Source organism: Streptomyces sp. NPDC004266 (assembly GCF_042874095.1).
In the GTDB taxonomy this organism is placed as follows: Bacteria; Actinomycetota; Actinomycetes; order Streptomycetales; family Streptomycetaceae; genus Streptomyces.
The window spans coordinates 179,603-198,756 of record NZ_JBIAMM010000007.1 but is presented as its reverse complement, the minus strand read 5'-3'; the positions used below and the strand labels follow the sequence as shown (position 1 = coordinate 198,756).

At 73.0% G+C, this 19,154-nt stretch carries 14 protein-coding genes; 7 read left to right on the top strand and 7 right to left on the bottom strand.

The window, feature by feature from the left end; genetic code table 11:
* Positions 1-2 precede the first annotated feature (2 nt).
* The 5 genes from ACFYUZ_RS19030 to ACFYUZ_RS19010 all read left to right on the top strand — a co-directional run bounded on the left by ACFYUZ_RS19030 (position 3) and on the right by ACFYUZ_RS19010 (position 7,073).
* Positions 3-1,256 carry an acyltransferase gene (locus ACFYUZ_RS19030; RefSeq protein WP_389310643.1) on the top strand — a complete coding sequence of 418 codons (1,254 nt, stop codon included), beginning with the start codon at positions 3-5 and terminating at the stop codon, positions 1,254-1,256.
* A gap of 357 nt (positions 1,257-1,613) precedes the next feature.
* On the top strand, positions 1,614-2,540 hold the full coding sequence (locus ACFYUZ_RS19025) for an ABC transporter permease (protein ID WP_389310641.1): 927 nt from the start codon (positions 1,614-1,616) through the stop codon (positions 2,538-2,540).
* A 58-nt stretch (positions 2,541-2,598) separates the two neighbouring features.
* A complete protein-coding gene (locus tag ACFYUZ_RS19020) occupies positions 2,599-4,389 on the top strand; it encodes an ABC transporter substrate-binding protein (RefSeq protein WP_389310639.1) in 1,791 nt (596 codons plus the stop codon).
* A 12-nt stretch (positions 4,390-4,401) separates the two neighbouring features.
* A complete protein-coding gene (locus ACFYUZ_RS19015) occupies positions 4,402-5,394 on the top strand; it encodes an ABC transporter permease (RefSeq protein ID WP_389310637.1) in 993 nt (330 codons plus the stop codon).
* On the top strand, positions 5,391-7,073 hold the full coding sequence (locus tag ACFYUZ_RS19010) for a dipeptide ABC transporter ATP-binding protein (protein ID WP_389310635.1): 1,683 nt from the start codon (positions 5,391-5,393) through the stop codon (positions 7,071-7,073). The genes ACFYUZ_RS19015 and ACFYUZ_RS19010 overlap by 4 nt, the downstream gene beginning before the upstream one ends.
* Here the strand turns inward: ACFYUZ_RS19010 and ACFYUZ_RS19005 are convergent.
* From ACFYUZ_RS19005 to ACFYUZ_RS18990, 4 genes are read right to left on the bottom strand one after another with little or no spacing between them, the layout of a single operon-like run.
* Positions 7,005-9,077 carry a dipeptide ABC transporter ATP-binding protein gene (locus ACFYUZ_RS19005; RefSeq protein WP_389310633.1) on the bottom strand — a complete coding sequence of 691 codons (2,073 nt, stop codon included), beginning with the start codon at positions 9,075-9,077 and terminating at the stop codon, positions 7,005-7,007. The two genes, ACFYUZ_RS19010 and ACFYUZ_RS19005, sit on opposite strands and share 69 nt — an antisense overlap.
* Positions 9,074-9,910: an ABC transporter permease gene (locus ACFYUZ_RS19000; protein WP_389310631.1), complete on the bottom strand. Its 837-nt coding sequence runs from the start codon at positions 9,908-9,910 to the stop codon at positions 9,074-9,076. The genes ACFYUZ_RS19005 and ACFYUZ_RS19000 overlap by 4 nt, the downstream gene beginning before the upstream one ends.
* Entirely contained in the window at positions 9,907-10,863 is a 957-nt protein-coding gene (locus ACFYUZ_RS18995; protein ID WP_389310629.1) for an ABC transporter permease, read from the bottom strand. The genes ACFYUZ_RS19000 and ACFYUZ_RS18995 overlap by 4 nt, the downstream gene beginning before the upstream one ends.
* A 20-nt stretch (positions 10,864-10,883) precedes the next feature.
* Positions 10,884-12,512, bottom strand: coding sequence for an ABC transporter substrate-binding protein (locus ACFYUZ_RS18990; RefSeq protein ID WP_389310627.1), 1,629 nt, complete (start codon positions 12,510-12,512; stop codon positions 10,884-10,886).
* A gap of 769 nt (positions 12,513-13,281) precedes the next feature.
* Here ACFYUZ_RS18990 and ACFYUZ_RS18985 point away from each other — a divergent pair.
* Both ACFYUZ_RS18985 and ACFYUZ_RS18980 read left to right on the top strand, forming a co-directional pair.
* On the top strand, positions 13,282-14,154 hold the full coding sequence (locus ACFYUZ_RS18985; RefSeq protein WP_389311003.1) for a cation:proton antiporter: 873 nt from the start codon (positions 13,282-13,284) through the stop codon (positions 14,152-14,154).
* A 76-nt stretch (positions 14,155-14,230) separates the two neighbouring features.
* The gene (locus ACFYUZ_RS18980; RefSeq protein ID WP_389310625.1) at positions 14,231-14,800 is read left to right on the top strand and encodes a HutD family protein; all 570 of its coding nucleotides are present in this window, start codon (positions 14,231-14,233) and stop codon (positions 14,798-14,800) included.
* Between the two features lie 6 nt (positions 14,801-14,806).
* Here ACFYUZ_RS18980 and ACFYUZ_RS18975 read toward each other — a convergent pair whose 3' ends face one another.
* The 3 genes from ACFYUZ_RS18975 to ACFYUZ_RS18965 form a co-directional block, all read right to left on the bottom strand.
* Positions 14,807-16,219, bottom strand: coding sequence for a purine-cytosine permease family protein (locus ACFYUZ_RS18975; protein ID WP_389310623.1), 1,413 nt, complete (start codon positions 16,217-16,219; stop codon positions 14,807-14,809).
* Positions 16,220-16,416: 197 nt separating this feature from the next.
* Positions 16,417-17,682, bottom strand: coding sequence for an MFS transporter (locus ACFYUZ_RS18970; RefSeq protein ID WP_389310621.1), 1,266 nt, complete (start codon positions 17,680-17,682; stop codon positions 16,417-16,419).
* Complete coding sequence (locus tag ACFYUZ_RS18965) at positions 17,679-19,064, bottom strand: GH1 family beta-glucosidase (protein ID WP_389310619.1); 1,386 nt, start codon at positions 19,062-19,064, stop codon at positions 17,679-17,681. Before ACFYUZ_RS18965 ends, ACFYUZ_RS18970 begins: the two co-directional genes overlap by 4 nt.
* Between the last annotated feature and the right edge of the window lie 90 nt (positions 19,065-19,154).

Here is a 19,154-nt window from a genome sequence, read left to right as displayed (position 1 = left end):
CCATGACCGCATCCTTCGGGTTCGGGGGCACCCACGACACCATGCAGCTGCGCGTCCCCGCCGTTCTGCGACAGGAACCGGAGCCGGAACCGTCGGCACCGCCCCCGCGCAAGGGCGGCCGGGACCGCTACCTCGACATGCTGCGCGCGCTGGCGCTGGTGCGCGTGGTGCTTTACCACAACTTCGGCTGGTTCTGGCTGCCCATCGTCTTCCCGTCGATGGGCGTGATGTTCGCGCTGGCGGGGTCGCTGATGGCGCGCTCGCTCAGCCGGCCCGCCCTGGGCGTCATCCGGGGCCGAATGCGCCGGCTGCTGCCGCCGATGTGGCTGTTCGGCGCGGTCATGCTCACCCTCGAGATCGTCGACGGCTGGGGGCCCGACGCCGAGGGGCACCCCGACTGGTGGTGGGGCAAGCTGCTGTTCTGGCTCGTGCCGCTGAGCACTCCGCCGTACGCCGAATCGCTGAGCGGCTTCGACCATCTCGTGGGGCAGGGCTGGGCGGTGCAGGTCATCGTCCCGCTCTGGTACCTCCGCGCGTACCTCTGGTACGTCCTGCTCTCCCCGCTGATGCTGTGGGCGCTGCGGCGGATGCCGGTGGTGACGCTGTCCGCACCGCTCGCGCTGGCGTTCGTGATGAACACGTTCTTCATCGACCAGGAGTTCATCTACAGCCGGGTCTGGGAGACCGTCAGCGACTTCGCCACCTTCGGCTCCTGCTGGATCCTCGGCATGGCCCACCAGGAGGGCCTGCTCAAGAAGATCCCGCAGTACGTCGTGCCGTCCGTCGCGCCGCTGATCATGGTGGCCGGCTGGTGGTACCTGCAGACCCGGCCGGTCGATCCGACCGTGCCCACCGACATCGAGAGCTGGCCGATAGCCCAGGCCCTGTGGTCCTTCGGCTTCGTCGCCATCCTGCTCCACGTCAGCCCCTCCTGGGAGCAGTGGCCCAGACCGCTGGAACGCTGGAACGGTCTGATCAGCCTGCTCAACTCGCGCGCCGTCAGCGTCTACCTCTGGCACGAGGCCGCGTTGGTGGCCGCCATCCCCCTGATCGACCCCCTCTGGTCCGTCGGCTTCTTCTACGAGAACTGCCAGTGGCTGCTGACCAGCCAGTGGTTCCCGCTGTTGGTGGCGATCCCGCTGATCGGGCTGCTGGTGCTGACCTTCGGCTGGATCGAGGACGTGGCCGCCAAGCGCTCCCCGCGCCTCTTCCCGTACCCGCGCCGCATCCGCGGCAGGCGCCGGGCCGGGGTCTGAGGCAGCCGCGGCGGTTCGGTCCCGGCTTCTCGAAGTCGCAGCTCAGGGGTCGTTTCGGAGACATCCGAAACGGCCCCTCGGTCGTTCCCGGAGCCGGTCGGGCGGCTGTGATGCTCGTCTCCCGTGATCGGGTGGTTCATGGTGATTCGCCCTTGTTCGTGTTGCGGCCGCGTGAACGGGGAAACCTTCTGGAAATCCAAGGCAATATCGATAGCTGACCTTTGAATATGGCTCGTTGCGACCTCCCGGATCTTCCTATCTAATGTCCGGTGTCCGGAGCGGTGACCCCGTCTCCGAGGTGATCCAGGGCGCTCCTCCACAGATCGGCGCGCCCCGACGAGTCGGGAGTGCGGCGGCGTGGCAGCGGTATCGGTGGTGGGGGCGTTCCGACGCGATCGGGTCGGAGCCGTCTCGCTCTGCGTCGTCGGGTTCTTCGTGCTCCTCGCCCTCGCGGCGCCCCTGGTCACCGCCCTCTACGGCAAGAACCCGACCGAGCACTACGGGCAGAACGAGCCGGGTCTGCTGAGCCCGGAGGGCCTGCCCGTGCTGCCCAACGGCGGCATCTCGGCGCAGCACTGGTTCGGCATCGAGCCCGGCCTCGGCCGCGACGTCCTCGCCCAGCTCCTCCACGGCATCCGCACCTCGCTGCTGATCGCCGTCGCCTCGGCCGTCGTCGTCGCCGTCGTCGGCGTGGTCGTCGGCGTGGCCGTGGGCTATCTCAGCGGCCTCGTCGACCGGGCGTTCACCTTCGTCTGCAACGTCCTGCTCGCCTTCCCGGCCCTGCTGTTCCTGATCACGCTGGGACCGGTCGTCCAGACCCGCTTCGTCGGGCCGGGCGAGGACGAACCCGCCTGGATGCAGTTCACCGTCCTCGTCCTCGTCTTCTCCGCCTTCGGCTGGGTGCCGCTCGCGATGGTGCTGCGCACCCTCGTGCGATCCCTGCGCGAGCGGGAGTTCGTCGAGGCGGCCCGGGCCCTCGGCGCGAGCCGGCGGCACATCGTCTTCCGCGAACTGCTGCCGAACGTCTGGGCGCCGGTCCTCGTGCACCTCACCCTCGCCGTGCCCGCGATGGTCACCACCGAGGCCGCGCTGTCCTTCCTGGGCGTCGGCATCAACGAGCCCATCCCCGACTGGGGCCGCATGATCTCCCGGGGCGCCGACGTCTTCCACGACGACCCCACCTACATGGTCTTCCCCGGCGCCTCGCTCCTCGTCTTCGTCCTCGCCTTCAACCTCCTCGGCGACGCCGTGCGGGACGCGCTCGACCCGCACACCGTCCGCTGAACACCCGGACCTTCGTCCACCCTCCCGGCACCACCCGCACGACACAACGGAGTTCGTCATGCCCGCAATCACCCCGCGCGCCGCAGCCGTCCCGGCTCTCGCCACCGCCGCCGCCCTGCTGCTGTGCTCCTGCTCCGCGGGCGCGGGAGCGGACACGGGCGCGGGACAAGGGAAGGACAGCACCGCCGCCAAGAGCGGCCGGCGGCTGACCGTCACCCTCGGCACCGCGAAGGACAGCCAGGGCCCCGCCCCCGAGATCCCCGGCGCCCGCAGGGGCGGCACCGTCACCGTCGCCAACGAGGCCGACTTCCCCCACCTCGACCCGCAGAAGATCTACGCCGGCGAGAGGTACAGCACCTCGCTGCTGTGGGGCCGGCAGCTGACGCAGTACCAGGTCGTCGACGGCAGGCCCAGACTGGTCGGGGACCTCGCCACCGACACCGGCACCTCCTCCGACGGCGGCCGCACCTGGACGTACCACCTGAAGGACGGCATCGCCTGGGAGGACGGCAAGCCCGTCACCGCGCAGCAGGTCAAGTACGGCATCGAGCGCACCTTCGAGCCCGGCTTCGAGGTAGGCCCCTCCTACTGGCAGCCGTGGCTCACCGGCACCAAGGACCTCACCGAGGCGGTGAAGAAGTACGGCGGTCCCAAGAAGGACGGCGATCTCGAGGCGATCGAGACGCCCGACGACAAGACCATCGTCTTCCACTTCCCCCAGCCGCAGTCCGACGTGCCGTACATGGCCTCCCAGTCCTCCTCCTCGCCGGTCCGCGAGGACAAGGACACGGGCACCGGCTACGACGTGAAGCCCTTCGCCACCGGGCCGTACAGGATCGTCGAGCACAAGCAGAACCAGAGCCTCACCCTGGAGCGCAACCCGTACTGGAAGCCGGAGACGGACTCGATCCGGCACGCCTACCCGGACCGCTTCGAGTTCACCTTCGGCAAGGCCGCCCTCAACACCGCCCAGGAGGTGTTCAACGGCCAGGGCGCCGGCGCGACCACGCTCACCACCAAGGACCAACTGCCGCCGGAGCTGATCTCGACGGTCGAACGCGACCCCGCCAAGCGGAAGCTGGTCGTCTCGGGCAGCAAGGGCGCCTACACCCAGGACCTGTACATCAGGAACGACCGGGTCACCGACCCCGAGGTCCGCAAGGCCATCCACTACCTCTTCCCGCGCGAGCAGGCCCGCCAGGTCCTCGGCGGCCGCCACGCCGGCGACTTCGCGACCACCCTCTCCTCGCCGGCCGTCGTCGGCTGGAAGAAGTACGACCTCTACCCCGTCGCCCCCGCCGGCGACATCGCCAAGGCCAAGGAACACCTGGCCAGGGCGAAGACCAAGGTCACCAGCCTGACGTACGCGTACCCCACCGACAGCCCGGCGGACGACCAGGTCGCCCAGGTCCTCGCCGACGCCTTCGCCAAGGCCGGGATCAAGCTCGTCCTCAAGGGCCTCCAGCCCGGCGCGTTCAACGACCAGGTCTTCGGCGGCGACGACAGTCCGTACGACCTGTTCCTGTCCACCAACTCCGTGGACTGGCCCACCCCGTCGACCCTGCTCCCGCTCGGCTACGAGAGCCACCTGGACGCGGTGTCCAACCCCATCCGCTACGGCAACCCGCGGGTGGACGAGGAACTGGCCCGCATCGCGAAGATCGGTGACGCCCAGAAGAAGGCCGAGGAGCTGATCGGCCTGGAGGAGACGGTCATGAAGGACGTCCCCCTGGTGCCCTTCCTCCACAAGAGCGTCTCCCAGTTCCGCGGCGAGAAGATCGGCGGCGCCGCCATCCACCCGATCTACGGCGTCACGGCCCTGGCCGACGTGTACGTCAAGAACTCCTGACCTCCTGCGACCATGACCCGTTACCTCATCAAGAGGGCCGCGCAGGCCGTGGCGGTGCTCCTCGCGATCACCGCCACGGCCTTCGGGCTCTTCTACGCCGCCCCCTCCGACCCGGCCCAGATCGCCTGCGGCCCCAGGTGCACCTCCGCGCAGCTCGCGGCCGTCCGCACGAGCATGGGACTCGACCAGCCGATCGCCTCCCAGTTCGCCGACTACCTCGGCGGCCTCGTCACCGGCCGCGCCATCGCGGACGTCGACGGCACCCCGATCCCCTGCCCCGCCCCCTGCCTCGGCTACTCCTACACCCTCCACCAGCCCGTCCTCGCCGCCATCGAGGACCGCCTCCCCGTGACCGTCTCCCTCGCCGTCGGCGCCCTCGCGGTGATCCTCGTCCTCGGCGTCGGCTCGGGCCTGGCGGCGGCGCTGCGCCGGGGCAGGCCGACCGACCGCCTGCTGTCCGGCTTCAACCTGCTGGGCGCCAGCGTGCAGATCTACTTCCTCGGCTACGTGCTCCAGTTCCTGCTCGTCTACTCCACGGGCCTGTTCGCGCCCCCGCGCTACGTCCCCTTCGCCGACCGGCCCGGTCAGTGGGCCCTGGGCCTGGTCCTGCCGTGGCTGGTCCTCGGCTTCGTCAACGCGGCCGTCTACGCCCGGCTGACCCGCTCGCAGATGCTGGAGACCATGCACCACGGGTACGTCCGCACGGCCCGCGCCAAGGGTCTGGGCACCCTGCGCACCCACCTGAAGTACACCGCGCGCGGAGCGGCCGGCCCGCTGGTGCAGCTGCTCGGCCTGGAGGTCGGGGCGCTGCTCGGAGGCGCGTTCATCACGGAGACCGTGTTCGGGCTCGGCGGCGTCGGCAAGCTCGCCGTCGACGCGGTCACCGGCAACGACCTGCCCACGGTCGTCGGCACCGTCCTCGTCGCCGCCTTCTTCGTCGTCGTGTTCGTGGCCGTGGCCGACCTCGTGGTGGCCTGGCTGGATCCCCGAGTGAGGCTCGCATGAGCGACCGACCCGCACTGAGCGTCCGCGACCTGGCGGTCACCTTCCGCACGGCGCGCGGCCCCGTCCCTGCCGTCCGGGGCGTCTCCTTCGACCTCGCACCGGGCGAAGTCCTCGGTCTCGTCGGCGAGTCGGGCTCGGGCAAGTCGACGGTCGGCCTCGCCGCCCTGGCCCTCCACGACCCGGTACGCACCCGCGTCGAGGGAAGCATCCGCCTCGGCGGCGACGGCCTCGAACTGGTGGGCGCGCCCGAACCGGCCCTGAAGAAGCTCAGGGGCTCCCGTGTCGCGATGGTCTTCCAGGACGCCCTGGACGCGCTGTCGCCGTACCACACCGTCGGCGCCCAGGTCGCGGAGGCGTACCGCGTCCACCACCCGCGGGCCGGCCGCAAGGAGGCCCGGGCACGGGCGGCGGCGATGCTGGAACGGGTGGGCATCCCGGCCGCCCGCGCCTCGGACCACCCGCACCACCTCTCGGGCGGCATGCGCCAGCGCGTCGTCATCGCCATGGCGCTGATCAACGTCCCGGACGTCCTGATCGCCGACGAACCGACCACCGCGCTGGACGCCCGGGTCCAGCACCAGGTCCTCGACCTGATCCGCGAACTCCGGGCGGAGACCGGCACGGCCGTCCTCCTCGTCACGCACGACGTGGGAGTGGTGGCGGCGACCTGCGACCGCATGCTGGTCATGCGCGACGGCGAGGCGCTGGAGGAGGGCCCCACCGGACGCCTCCTGACCACCCCCGCCCACCCCTACACCCAGGCCCTCGTCGGCGCGGCCCCCACCCTGGACACCGTGCCCGGCACCCGCCTTCCCACCGTCGACGACCCGGAGCCGAAGCCGCGCACCGAGGCCCGCCTCCGCGCCGCCCCCGCCCCCGGCCCGGCCCCCGGGATCCTGGCCGAGGTCCGCGAGCTGCGCGTGGACTACCCGGGACGCCGCCGCGCCCGCCCCCACCCGGCGGTGCGGGGCGTGAGCCTGCACGTGGCACGCGGGGAGACCCTCGGCCTGGTGGGCGAGTCCGGCTCGGGCAAGTCCACCATCGCGCGGGTCCTCACCGGCCTGCGCCGCCCCACGGGCGGAGAGGTCCGCTTCGACGGCCGGGACATCTCGGGCGCGGCGACGGACGCCCGGCTGCGCCGCGAGCTGAGCCGCGACGTCCAGCTGGTCTTCCAGGACCCGTACGCGTCGCTCAACCCGCGCCACACGGTGGAGCAGATCGTCACCACGCCGCTGCGCATCCACACGGACCTGGACCGGACGGAGCGGAAGAAGCGGGCGGCGGAGCTGCTCGAACAGGTGGGCCTGTCCGCCGCGCACCTCTCCCGTCACCCGCACGAGTTCTCCGGCGGCCAGCGCCAGCGCATCGGCATCGCCCGCGCGCTGGCCGTCCGGCCGCGCCTGGTCATCGCCGACGAGCCGGTGTCCGCACTGGACGTGTCGGTCCAGGCGCAGGTCCTGAACCTCCTCATGGACCTGCGCGAGGAGCTCGACCTGTCGCTGCTCTTCATCTCCCACGACCTCGCGGTGGTACGGCACTTCTGCGACCGGATCGCGGTCCTGGAGAAGGGCGAGCTGGTGGAGACGGGCCCGAGGGACACCGTCTTCGACTCACCGGCCGCCCCGTACACCAGGGAACTGCTGGCCGCGTTCCCGCAGGGCCACCTGACCGGGCGGTGAGGAGGGGGCGCCCAGGGGCAGCTCCGCGACCTCCAGGTGGCAGCGCACCAGATGTCCCGTCCCCACGGCGCGCACCGGCGGCGGCGCTTCGGCGCACAGCCCGGTGATCCGCCGGGCGCAGCGGTCGGCGAACCGGCAGCCGGCCGGCCGCGCGGACGGCGGTGACGGCGCCTCGGGCACCCCGGCCCCCACCGGTCGTGCCGCCGCCTCCACCAGGAGCGCGGTGTACGGGTGCGAGGGGCCGTGCAGGACGTCGGCCGCGGGACCCTCCTCGACGACCGCGCCCCGGTACATGACGGCGATCCGGTCGGCGAGGTGGCCGACGACGGCGAGGTCGTGCGAGATGAACAGGTACGACGTCCCCGTGCGGTCGCGCTGGTCGGCGAGGAGCTCCAGGACGGCCGCCTGCACGCTGACGTCGAGCGCGGAGACGGGCTCGTCGCAGATCACCAGGTCGGGGCGGCCCGCGAAGCCGCGGGCGATCGAGACCCGTTGCTTCTGGCCCCCGGACAACCGTCCGGGGAGGCGGTCGAGCAGGTCCGCGTCGATGCGGGTGCGCTCCAGGAGGTCGTCCAGGGCGGCGGGCTCCCGCCCCGCCCCGGGCGCGGCGAGGGTGGCCAGCGCCCTGCGCAGCACCGTGCGGACGCGGTGGCTGGGGTTGAGCGAGGCGTCGGGGTTCTGGAACACCATCTGGACGCGCCGCCGTACGTCCGCCCCCCGCCGGGCCAGCCGCGGGGGCAGCGGCGCACCCCGCAGGGCCAGGGATCCCGTGCCGTCGGGGGCGAGACCGGCGATCGCGCGGGCGAGGGTCGTCTTGCCGCTGCCCGACTCGCCCACCAGGCCGAGGACCTCGCCCTCGTGGACGGTGAGGTCGACGTGGTCGACGGCGACCGTCGCGCCGTACCCGCGGACGAGGTCCCGTACTTCGAGGAGGACCGCGGCCGCCTTCCGGGGCGCCGGCGCGCCCACGGTCACCGGCGGCGCGGCCGGCGGGACCTCTCCCGGCCGCAGGCAGCGCACCGTCCTGCCCCGCACCGCCCCGGTGTCCGGCGGGGGTTCGGCCGCCCGGCAGGCGTCCTCGGCCAGGGCGCAGCGCGCGGCGAAGGCGCAGCCCGGGACGGTCTCGCCGGGCAGCGGCAGCCGGCCGGGCACGGGCCGCAGCGGCCGGTCGTGGCGGGTGGTGCCGAGGACCGGGACGGCGGCCAGGAGGCCCGCGGTGTACGGGTGGGCGGGGGCGGCCAGCACCTCCCGTACCGGCCCGCTCTCCACGAGCCGTCCCGCGTACAGCACACCCACCCGGTCGCACATCCGGCCGATCAGGCCCAGGTCGTGGCTGACGAGGACGACGGCGGCGTCCAGCCGGTCGCGCAGCTCGGCGAGGAGGCCGAGCACCTCGTGCTCCACGGAGGCGTCCAGGCCGGTCGTCGGCTCGTCGAGGACCAGGAGCCGGGGTTCGGTGGCCAGGGCCGCGGCGATGACGACGCGCTGCTGCTGCCCGCCGGAGAGCTGGTGCGGGAAGCGGAGCGCCAGCCGCTCGGGGTCGGGCAGCCGGACGGTCCGCAGCAGCTCCAGGACGCGTGCGGCCGTCTCCCGCCGGGACAGGCCCCGGCCCCGCAGCACCTCGGCCAGCTGCCGGCCGATCCGCATCGTCGGATCCAGGGCGCCGGCCGCGTCCTGGTGGACGAAGGCGAGCCGCGAGGCCCGCCACTTCCGCAACTCCCTCCCGTCCAGAGCGAGTACGTCGGCGCCGTCCAGCCGGACGGCGCCGCCGAGCACGTGCCCGCCCGGTGCGAAGTGACGGGCCAGCGCGTACGCCAGCGTCGACTTGCCGCAGCCGGACTCGCCGACCAGGCCGTGGATCTCGCCGGGCGCGACGCGGAAGGACACGTCGTGCAGGACCCGGGCGGAGCCGTACGCGATGCTCAACCCCTCGACGACGAGACCCCGTTCGCTCCCGTCCGTGCCGTTCTCCTCGTCGATCGGACCTCGTCCGTCCGCGCTCATGTCCTGCCTCCCGTCATCCGGCGCGAACCGTCCGCGACGAGCGCGACGCCGACCACCAGCGAGACGACGGCCAGGGCGGGCGCGAGGACGGTCCAGGGCGCATGCGCCAGCCACACCCGGTTGTCGGCGACGGAGGCGCCCCACTCCGGGGAGCCCGGTGGCAGGCCGAGGCCGAGGAAGGAGAGCGTGGCGGCGGCGAACACCGCGTCGCCGAGCCGTGAGGTGGCCTCGACGTACACCGTGGAGCGGATGTTGGGCAGGATCTCGCGGACGAGCAACGACCACCGGGGCTCGCCCCGCAGCCGGGCGGCCTCGGCGTACGGCTTGTCCCGTTCGACGAGCGCGGCGGCCCGGACGCTGCGGGTCACGAGGGTCGCCAGGGACGCCGCGACGACCAGCACGAGGACGGTCGTCGAGTGGCCCAGCATCGCCGCGAACAGCACGGCGGCGACGATCGCGGGGAAGACCACGACCGCGTCGACGATCCGCATCACCACCTCGTCGAGCCGGCCGCCGACGCCCCCGGTGAGCAGGCCCAGGACGGTGCCCGCGAGGACGGCGAGGGCGGTCGCCGCCGGCGCCACCTGGAGGACGGGGCGGGCCCCGGCGAGCGCACGGGACAGGACGTCGCGCCCGAACCGGTCGGTGCCGAGCCAGTGTTCGCCGCCCGGCGGCAGGAAGCGGTCCTGGGGCCGCTGGACGTCGGGCGCGTACGGCACCAGATGCGGCCAGAGGACGGCGACCGCCGCCCACAGCACCACGACGGACGTCCCCACGAGCCAGGCGGCGGGCGGCCGCGGCCGTGACCACGAGGTGGCCGGGAAGGCGCTCACGCGGCGGCCTCCGGACGGATCCGGGGGTCCAGCAGCCGGTGGACGACGTCCGCGAGCAGCACCACCAGCATGTAGAGGAGGCCGAGCACCAGGGCGCTCGCCTGGAGCGTCGGCAGGTCCTTGTCCTGGGCGGCCCGCAGCAACAGCGCCCCGGCACCGGGATAGTTGAAGAGGAGCTCGACCACGACGATCCCGCCGAGCAGGTACTGCAGCTGGACCCCCAGCGCGCTGGTCGCCGGCACCGTGGCGTTGCGCAGCACATGGCGCACGACGATCCGCGGGGACGACAGCCCCCGCAGCCGGGCGGCGCGCACATGGGCCCCCTCCAGCACCGCGATCGTGCCGGCGCGCACATGGCGGGCCACGTACCCGGTGCACACCAGGACCAGCGAGGCCGCCGGCAGCGTCAGGTGCCACAGCGTGTCGCCGAGCCCGTCGTGCCCCGGCCGCGGCTGCGCGGAGGCCGGGAACCAGCGCAGCCGTACGGAGAAGACCACGAGCAGCACGACGCCGGTGACGAACTCCGGTGTGGCGCCGAGCGCGAGGGTCGTCGAGGTGACGAGCCGGTCCGGGATCCGGCCGTGGAAGAGGCCGGCGAGCAGGCCCAGGGCGAGCGCGACCGGCACGAGCAGCAGGAACGCGAACCCGGCCAGGAACAGCGAGTGCCCCAGACGTTCCAGGAGCAGGGTGCGCACCGGCACGCGCAGGGTGTACGAGGTGCCCCAGTCGCCGGTCACGAAGTGCCCCAGCCAGCTCGCGTACCGCACGGCGAGCGGTCGGTCCAGGCCGAGGTCGTGGCGGAGCGCGCGGACCGAGCCGTCGTCGGCCTCGCGGCCGAGGACGGTGCGGGCGACGTCGCCGGGCAGGATCTGTGTGGCGAGGAAGACCAGTGAGGAGACCGCGAGCAGGGTCGGCGGGACGGCCGCGACCCGGCGCAGCAGGAAGCGTCGCATGTGGTCGGCGTCCTCTCCGCTCAGGCCCGCGAGACGGCGGAGAAGTCGACGTACTGGCTGGGATGCGCCTCGATCCCCCGGAAGGAGCGGCGGGAGGCGCGCGTGTTGCCGTTCCAGAACGCGATGACGACGGGCACGTCCTCGTGGAGGATCCCGGCGATGATCTCGGCCTGCTTGCGCCGTTCGGCGTCGTCGGTGGCGGCGTCGTAGGCCTCGGCGGCCGCGTCCAGGGCCTCGTTGGCGTACTTGGAGCCGTTCCACACGCCGTCGCTCCTGACCATCGGGTTGACCAGCTGGCTCGGCACGGGCCGCCCGGCCCAGTTGACCAGGTTGGCGTCCGTGAACAGCCAGGGCGTGTCCTTCGCCTGGTCCCCGCCGTAGAACTCCTCGGAGGACCGCTGGTCGAGGTCGACGGTGATGCCGGCCTCCTTCAACTGGCTCTGGACGGTGACGGCGTGGTCCTTGTTGGGCGGGTCGAAGGTGAGCGTGAAGCGGAGGCCGTCGATCCCCGCCTGCTCCAGCAGCGCCGTGACCTTCTCCTTGTCCCTGACCCGCTGCGGGATGCCGGTGGGCGCGGAGGGGAACAGCGGCGCGAACAGGTGGTCGTTGCCGAGGTCCCCGAGGCCGCTGCCGGCGGACTGGCGCAGCGCCGGGCGGTCCAGGGCGTGGGCGACGGCCTGCCGGACCTCCTTGCGGTCGAACGGGGCCTTGTCGACGCGGAGGGTGAGGACGGTCACGGCGGTGCTCCGGACCTTGTCGACGACCAGGTCGCCGCCGCCGTCGCCGAGCGGCTCGACCAGGGCGGCGCGGCTGAGGAACTGGGTGTCGACGTCCCCGCCCTGGAGGGCGACCAGATCGGCCTGGTCGTCGGCGTAGAAGGTCACCTCGACGCCGTCGAGGTGGGGCTTGGGGGCGTCCCAGTAGCGGGTGTTGCGGGTGAAGGAGGCACCGGTCGAGACGTCGTAGGAGGTGAGGACGAACGGGCCGGTGCCGATGCCGTGGGCGGTGAAGTCGCCGGCGTAGTCCTTCTTCAGGACGACGGCGTTGTAGTTGCCGGCCGAGACGAGGTAGGGGAAGTCGGAGAAGGGCCGTTCGAGGGTGAAGACGACCTTCGTGGCGCCGTCGGCGCGGACGCCTCCGGCCTTGAGGACGGTGGCGAAGGCCGACAGGGCGGCGGACTTTCTCCCCGGGTCGAGCAGCCGGTCGAAGGAGGCCTTCACGGTGGCGGCGTCCAGTGCGGTGCCGTCGGAGAACACCACCCCCTCGCGCAGGGTGAACGTCCAGGTCCGGCCCGCCTCGTCGGACGTCCACGAGGTGGCGAGCCTCGGCACCAGCTGGTAGTCCTCGTCCAGCCAGATCAGGTAGTCGGCGACCAGCTGGTAGAGGGCGATCGCGCTGCCGTCGTAGGCGGTGACCGGATCGAGGGCGGTCGGCGGCGGGGGCGTGCCGACGCGGAGCGTGCCGCCGCGCCGGGCCGCGCCCGCCGGCGCCGCCGCCCCGGCGGCGTCGGCGGGCGCGCTCGGTGCGCAGGCCGCCAGCAGGGCGGCGAGGGCGCCGCCCCCGGTGAGGGAGAGGAAGCGGCGGCGGGAGGCGGCGGGCAGCAGGTCCCGCCAGTGCCGGGGCAGGGCGTCGACGTCGGGTTCGGGCATGGGTCTTCTCCAGGTGGTGACCGACGGCACGACGCGACCGCGGCGGACCGTACGGGGACAGAGCGGGAAGCGGGAAGCGGGACACGAGGCACGAGGGTGCGGCGGGGCGCCGCGCGATGTGCGACGGCCGGAGCGCGGATCCGCCGCGGCGCGCCGGTCAGACCGACGGACAGGAGGACGTGCCGACGCGCAGGAGATCCACGTGGATCCTGCGGGTCATCGGCGCGTTCTCGGTCATGGGTCCTTGATAACAGTCCGGTTCCCCGGCGGACAACGCGTCCTGTGTTTCAGGATCGAGAACCCTCGAGCGGTGGTGAAACGCGGATTCCCGCACCCATGTGAACCCGCTGCGGCGACGCGGCCGCGGGCGTGGACGGGGGTGTCCGGTTCCGATCCTTTCGGGTCGTCTGTCGGGATGTGGCAGCGTGATCGCTCTCCTCGTCCTGTTCGCCCTGCTGTTCCTGTGGGTGCTCGTCTCGGACCGGCTGTCGCGGTGGAGCATCACCGCCCCGATCACCTTCGCCGCGGCCGGCATCCTGCTCAGCGGCGGTGATCACGCGGTCGTGCCGCTCGACGTGGACACCCACACCTTCCAGCGGGCGGTCGAACTGGTCCTGGCGGTCATGCTCTTCACGGACGCCACCGAGGCCCGGGACTACGCGCGGCTGCGCGGCCCGGTGGGCGGGGTGCGGCTGCTCGGGCTGGCCCTGCCGGTGTCCCTCGTCCTCGCCACGCTGTTCGGCGCCCTCGTCTTCCCCGGCACGAACTGGTGGCTGCTCGCCGTCGCGGCCCTCGTCGTCATGCCCATGGACCTCGCGCCCGTCCTGATGCTGCTGCGCGACGATCGGCTGCCCCTGCGGGTGCGTGCGGCGCTCAACCTCGAAGGCGGCTTCAACGACGGACTGATCTCGCCGCTCTTCGTGTTCTGCCTCGCCAATCTGGTCTCCGCCGAGGGAGACACGTTCGGCGACCTCGTCCTGAACGCCCTCAAGGGCGCGGTCCTCGCGACGATCGTCGGCTCGGTCCTCGGGTACCTGGCCTCCCGGGCGGTGCGGTGGTCCCTGGCGTCCGGCTGGGCCGAGCCGGCGAGCCTGCGCCTGGCCGGTCTCGCCCTGCCCTTCCTGACCTACGCGGCCTCCGTCCTCGTCGACGGCAACGGCTTCGTCGCGGCGTTCGTCGCGGGCCTCTGGTACGCGACCGTCGTGTCCGCGATCAGCGGCGACTCCCTCGACCTCGTGAACGACGTCGGCCATCTGCTGGCCCTGGCCGCCTGGTACGCCTTCGGTGCGGTGACGACGGAGGCGTTCGCCGCGGCCACGTCCTCCGGTTCGTCGTCTACGCGCTCCTCGTGCTCGTCGTGGCCCGTTTCGTCCCCGTCGTCGCCTCCCTCACCGGGACGGCGTTCAGCCGGCCCGAGCGCGTCGCGATCGGCTGGCTCGGCCCGCGCGGCGTCACCTCGATCGTCTTCTCGGTCCTCGCCTTCTCCCAGCTCCGGGGCGAGGAGGCGGTCTTCGTCGTCAACGTGACGGCCGCGACCGTCCTGCTCAGCGTCCTGCTGCACGGCGTGACCGCGGAACCCGTCGCCCGCTGGTTCGCGCGGCACCCCCGGCCCGAGGAGACCGCCGCGCCCCGGGAGACGTAGGCGGTGCGGACGGGGCCCCTCTATCGTTGGCCGTGCGGGTGATCCGCGCCCGCACCGCACGCAGCCCAGGAGCCCCATGCACCGCTTCGATGTCGAGACGCTGACGGCGGGCCGGTGGCGCAACGGCGGGGGCGCCACCCGGGAGATCGTCTCGTGGCCGGTGGGCGCCGAGGAGTTCCGGTGGCGCGCGAGCGTCGCCGACATCGACCGGGGCGGCCCGTTCTCGGCGTTTCCCGGGGTCGACCGGACGCTCACCCTCCTGACGGGCGACGGCGTGCGGCTGACGGCCCCCGGGGTGTTCGACCGGACGGCGCGCGCGGAGGAGCCCCTCGCGTTCCCCGGTGACCTGGAGCTGACCGCCGAGCTGCGGGGCGGCGCGTGCCGGGTCCTCAACATCATGGTGCGGCGCGGGCGCGCGGCGGCCCGGGTGGAGCGGGTCACCGGGCCCGTCGTGCCGGACGTGGGCCGCGCCGGGGTGCTCCACGTGCTGCGCGGCCGGTGGGGCACGGGCGAGGGGGAGGGCCCGCTGGCCGCGGGGCAGGGCGTGTGGTGGGACGGGAGCGACGAGGCGCCGGGCCGAGCGGTCGTACCGCTCTCGCCCGACGCCGCCGCCCTGTGGGCCGATGTCGTGCCGGTGGGGGAGTAGGACGGGTCAGCCGACGGGCGCCGTCGACCGGTCGCCGCCGTCGAGGGCGGCCGGGTGCACGGTCTCGGCGGGCGGGTCGGCGGTGCGCCGCACCCACAGCCAGTACAGCGCCGCGGTGACGGTCAGGCCGACGATCCACGAGATGTCGGCGCCGTCGAGCCTCTTGGTGATCGCGCCGGTGTACAGCTTCGTGGCCAGGAACGGGACCTGGACGGCGACGCCCACGACGTAGCAGGTCAGCGCGGTGACGTTCCAGCGCCCGTAGCGGCCGTCCGGGTCGTACAGGGCGGGGACGTCGACGCGCTCGCGGGACACCAGGTAGTAGTCGACCAGGTTGATCGCGCTCCACGGGGTGAACACCATCAGGATCAGCAGCACGAAGTTCTTGAAGTTGTTCAGGAAGTCGGCGCTGGCGGCCAGCGCGATGCCGATCGACACGGCGGTGAAGCCGACGATGTAGGCGGCGCGGGCGGCGGCCGAGATCCGTGAACGGCCGTCGAAGGCGGTGACGGTCGTCAGGATCGACATGAAGCCGCCGTACGCGTTGAGGCAGTTGACGGTCAGCTTGCCGACCACGATCACCAGGTAGACGAGGAAGGCGAGGGCCGCCGGTCCTGCCAGGCCGCCGAGGAACCCCACCTGGTCGGGGAGGAAGGCCTTGCCCGCGACGGCCGCGGTGAGCGCCCCGAGGGTCATGGCCCACTGGGAGCCGATCACGGAGCCGGCGAACGTGGACCAGAACGTCGCCCGCGTGCTGGTGTCGCGCGGCAGGTAGCGCGAGTAGTCGGCGACGTACGGGCCGAAGGTCAGCTGCCAGCCGGCGCCGAGCCCGACGGCGAGCAGGAAGGTCGCCGCCTCGAAGCCCTTGTTCCCGACGTGCGCGCCGACGTCGTACTGGGTGAACACCCGCACGAGGAGGTAGCCGAGGCCGAGCACGCCGGCGACGGTGGCGACCCGGCCCGCGACGTGGATGAGCCGGTAGCCGGTGACGGCGACCACGGCGGTCAGCGCGCCGAAGACGAGGATGCCGACCCGTGCGTCGTCGATGTGCAGCAGCTCGGACAGGGCCTGACCGGCCAGTACGCTGCCGGTGGCGGCGAAGCCGAGGTACATGAGGATGACGAGGAGCAGCGGCAGGACGGCGCCGTGGACGCCGAACTGCGCGCGGCTGGAGATCATCTGCGGCACGCCGAGGCGCGGGCCCTGCGCGGAGTGCAGCGCCATGACGACGCCGCCGAGCACGTTGCCGATCAGCAGCGCCGGTATCGCCCAGAGCGCGTCGGCGCCGAAGACGACGGACAGGGCGCCGTCGACGATCGCGGTGATCTGCATGTTGGCGCCGAACCACAGCGTGAACTGGCTGCGCGGCGTGCCGTGCCGCTCGGCGTCGGGGATGACCTCGATGGTGCGCCTCTCCATCGCGAGTCGTTCCCCGGGGGCGTGTCGGACCGGCATGTTGGAGACCTCTCCCGGCAGCGATTCCTGTGGATCCGGACGGACCGCGGCCGTCGACCGGCACCGCGGTGCGCCGAATCTCGCATAGAGGCCAACAGGGATCAATACTCTGAATGAACAATTTCAGCAATTGGGATGCGGTCCGGCCCCGCCGGGCGGTGTCAGGCCACGCCCCGGACGCGGCGGACGAGGAGGCCCCCGAGGAGGATGACCAGCGCCGCGACCGCGTACAGGCCGGTGTAGCCGCCGAGGTGGGCGATGACCGGCGAGGCGAGGGCGGGGGCGAGGACCTGGGGGCCGGAATTGGCGATGTTGACGACGCCGAGGTCCTTGGCCCGGTCGGCGGCCTCGGGCAGGACCTGGGTGACCAGGGCCTGGTCGACGGCGAGGTAGACGCCGTACCCCGCGCCGAGGACGGCCGCGGCGGCGAGCGCGGACGGCCAGGTGTGGAACAGGGCCAGGAGCAGCGCCGCGGCGGCCATGACCAGCGAACAGAGGACGACGAAGCCCTTGCGGCGGCCGGAGCGGTCGGACAGCACGCCCACGGGGACGGCCGTGAGCGCGGCGCAGAGGGTGTAGACCACGGTGAGGATCAGCACGCCGGTGCCGGGATCGCCGTGGTGGACGGCGTCGGCGAGGAAGTAGAACAGGTACAGCGTGCCGAGGGCGTTGCCGAGGTTGATCAGGAACCGGGTGAGCCACGCCCAGCCGAAGTCGGGATGCCGCCGGGGACTCAGCCAGAAGGAACGGGCGAAGGTGCGGGCGTCGAAGGCGGGACGCAGCGCCCGGGGGAGGGCCGGCTCGGTCTGGCGCAGCACGAAGGGAAGGGCGAGCGCGACGGTGAGCAGGGCGAGCGTGACGTAACCGGAGCGGACGCCGGTGACGAGGAGGGTGGTGATCAGCGCGCCCAGGACCAGGCCGACCGACTGCGTGAGGCCCGTCCAGCCGGAGACCTGCGCGCGCTGGGCGAGCGGCACCCGGTCGGCGATCGGGGTGGTGACACCGGCCAGCATCGCGTTGAGACCCGCCTGCGCGAGGCACCAGCCGACGGCGACCCCCGCCACGGTGTGCTGGGCGGCGGTGACCGCGAGGCCCGCCGCCCCGGCGAGGGCGCCGCCGAGGATCCAGGGCCTGCGGCGGCCGAACCGGCTCGTGGTCCGGTCCGACCACGCTCCGGCGAGCGGGTTCGCGAGGACCGCGACGAGCGCGCCGAGGCCGGTGACGAGCGACAGCGCGGCGTTCTTGTGGTGCGGGTCGATGTGCTCCAGCTGGAGCGGCAGCAGGATCTGGATGGGCGTCATGAACGCCATGAAGACGGCGAGGGTGGCCAGCGAGAGGCCCGCTGTCCACCCGGCACCGACCGGGACGGTGGGCTCGGCGAGGACGGCGGCGTGGTCGGCCCCGTCCTCCGTGCGGGCCCGGCTCACGAGGACGTCCGGCCCCGCTGGGAGGCGATCAGGTCGCGGTACCACGCGAAGCTCGCCCGGGGCGTGCGGCGTCCGGTGGCGAAGTCGACCTCGACCAGCCCGAAACGCTGGTGGTAGCCCTCGGCCCACTCGAAGTTGTCGAGCAGCGACCAGGTGAAGTAGCCGCGCACGTCCACCCCCCGGGCCACGGCGTCCGCGACGGCGGCGAGGTGTCCGGCGAGGTAGTCGACCCGCTCCCGGTCGTCCGTGCCGGCCGGCTGCGAGCAGCCGTTCTCGGTGATCCACACCGGCGGGAGGGCGTCGCCGTAGCGGTCCCCGAGGCCGGTGAGCAGCTCCGTGAGTCCGTCGGGGACGACGGGCCAGCCGAACGCGGTGCGCCGGTACGCCTCCTGAGGTTCGGTCAGGTCGAAGGGCAGGCCCGCTCCGGGATCGGCGGGGGCGGTCACCCAGGTCGGGTTGTAGTAGTTGAGGCCCAGTCCGTCGAGCGGCGCGGCGATGGTGGCGAGGTCGCCGTCGCGCACCACTCCTCCCCAGCTCGGGTCGCTCATGCCGTAGGCCGAGAGGTCGGGGTGACTCCCCAGGAGGACGGGGTCGTTGAAGAGGCGGTTGTGCAGGACGTCGTACGCCGAGGCCGCCGCGGCGTCCGCCTCCGACCGGGCGTCCGTCCGCAGCCGCACGGGCGTGCAGTTGTTGGCGATCAGCACCTGGCCGTCCGGGACGGCGGCCCGCAGCGCCGCGGTCGCGAGGCCGTGGCCGAGCAGCTGGTGGTGCGCGACGGGCAGGGCGTCGAGGAGCAGGGCGCGGCCCGGGGCATGGACGCCGAAGCCGTAGCCGAACGACATGTGCACGAAGGGCTCGTTCAGGGTGATCCACCGCTTCACCCGGTCGCCGAGCCGGTCCGCCGTCACCGCCGCGTACTCGGCGAACCGGTGCGCGGTCTCCCGGTTCAGCCATCCGCCCTCGTCCTCCAGGGCCTGCGGCAGGTCCCAGTGGAAGAGGGTGGGGGTGGGCTCGATCCCGGCGTCGAGCAGCGCGTCGACCAGCCGGTCGTAGAAGTCGAGGCCGCGCGGTTCGACCCTGCCCGCTCCGGTCGGCAGGACGCGCGGCCAGGAGACGGAGAAGCGGTACGCGTCGAGCCCGAGCCGGCGCATCAGCGCCACGTCCTCGTCGAACCGGTGGTAGTGGTCGCAGGCGACGTCGCCGGTGTGGCCGTCGCGGACGGCCCCGGGGCGCCGCACGAAGGTGTCCCAGACCGACGGCCCCTTGCCGTCCTCGTCGGCCGCGCCCTCGATCTGGTACGCGGCGGTGGAGGCGCCCCAGACGAAGCCGGCCGGGAGCCGGGGGAGTCGGGTGGGGTCGGTGGGGCTGCTTGTCACGGGCACCTGCCTTCGCCGAGGGCTTGCCGTCCGAGGTGGGCCGCACCGTAACATGAACGCGCGTTCACGTTCTATGGGTGCGACGGGACGGATCCC

What these genes read in the sequence shown, in the direction of transcription:
- ACFYUZ_RS18975 (WP_389310623.1), bottom strand. Translation starts at nt 16,219, where the DNA reads ATGGAGAGGCGCACCATCGAGGTCATCCCCGACGCCGAGCGGCACGGC.
- ACFYUZ_RS18995 (WP_389310629.1), bottom strand. Translation starts at nt 10,863, where the DNA reads ATGCGACGCTTCCTGCTGCGCCGGGTCGCGGCCGTCCCGCCGACCCTG.
- ACFYUZ_RS19030 (WP_389310643.1), top strand. Translation starts at nt 3, where the DNA reads ATGACCGCATCCTTCGGGTTCGGGGGCACCCACGACACCATGCAGCTG.
- ACFYUZ_RS18990 (WP_389310627.1), bottom strand. Translation starts at nt 12,512, where the DNA reads ATGCCCGAACCCGACGTCGACGCCCTGCCCCGGCACTGGCGGGACCTG.
- ACFYUZ_RS18980 (WP_389310625.1), top strand. Translation starts at nt 14,231, where the DNA reads ATGCACCGCTTCGATGTCGAGACGCTGACGGCGGGCCGGTGGCGCAAC.
- ACFYUZ_RS19010 (WP_389310635.1), top strand. Translation starts at nt 5,391, where the DNA reads ATGAGCGACCGACCCGCACTGAGCGTCCGCGACCTGGCGGTCACCTTC.
- ACFYUZ_RS19015 (WP_389310637.1), top strand. Translation starts at nt 4,402, where the DNA reads ATGACCCGTTACCTCATCAAGAGGGCCGCGCAGGCCGTGGCGGTGCTC.
- ACFYUZ_RS19005 (WP_389310633.1), bottom strand. Translation starts at nt 9,077, where the DNA reads ATGAGCGCGGACGGACGAGGTCCGATCGACGAGGAGAACGGCACGGAC.
- ACFYUZ_RS19020 (WP_389310639.1), top strand. Translation starts at nt 2,599, where the DNA reads ATGCCCGCAATCACCCCGCGCGCCGCAGCCGTCCCGGCTCTCGCCACC.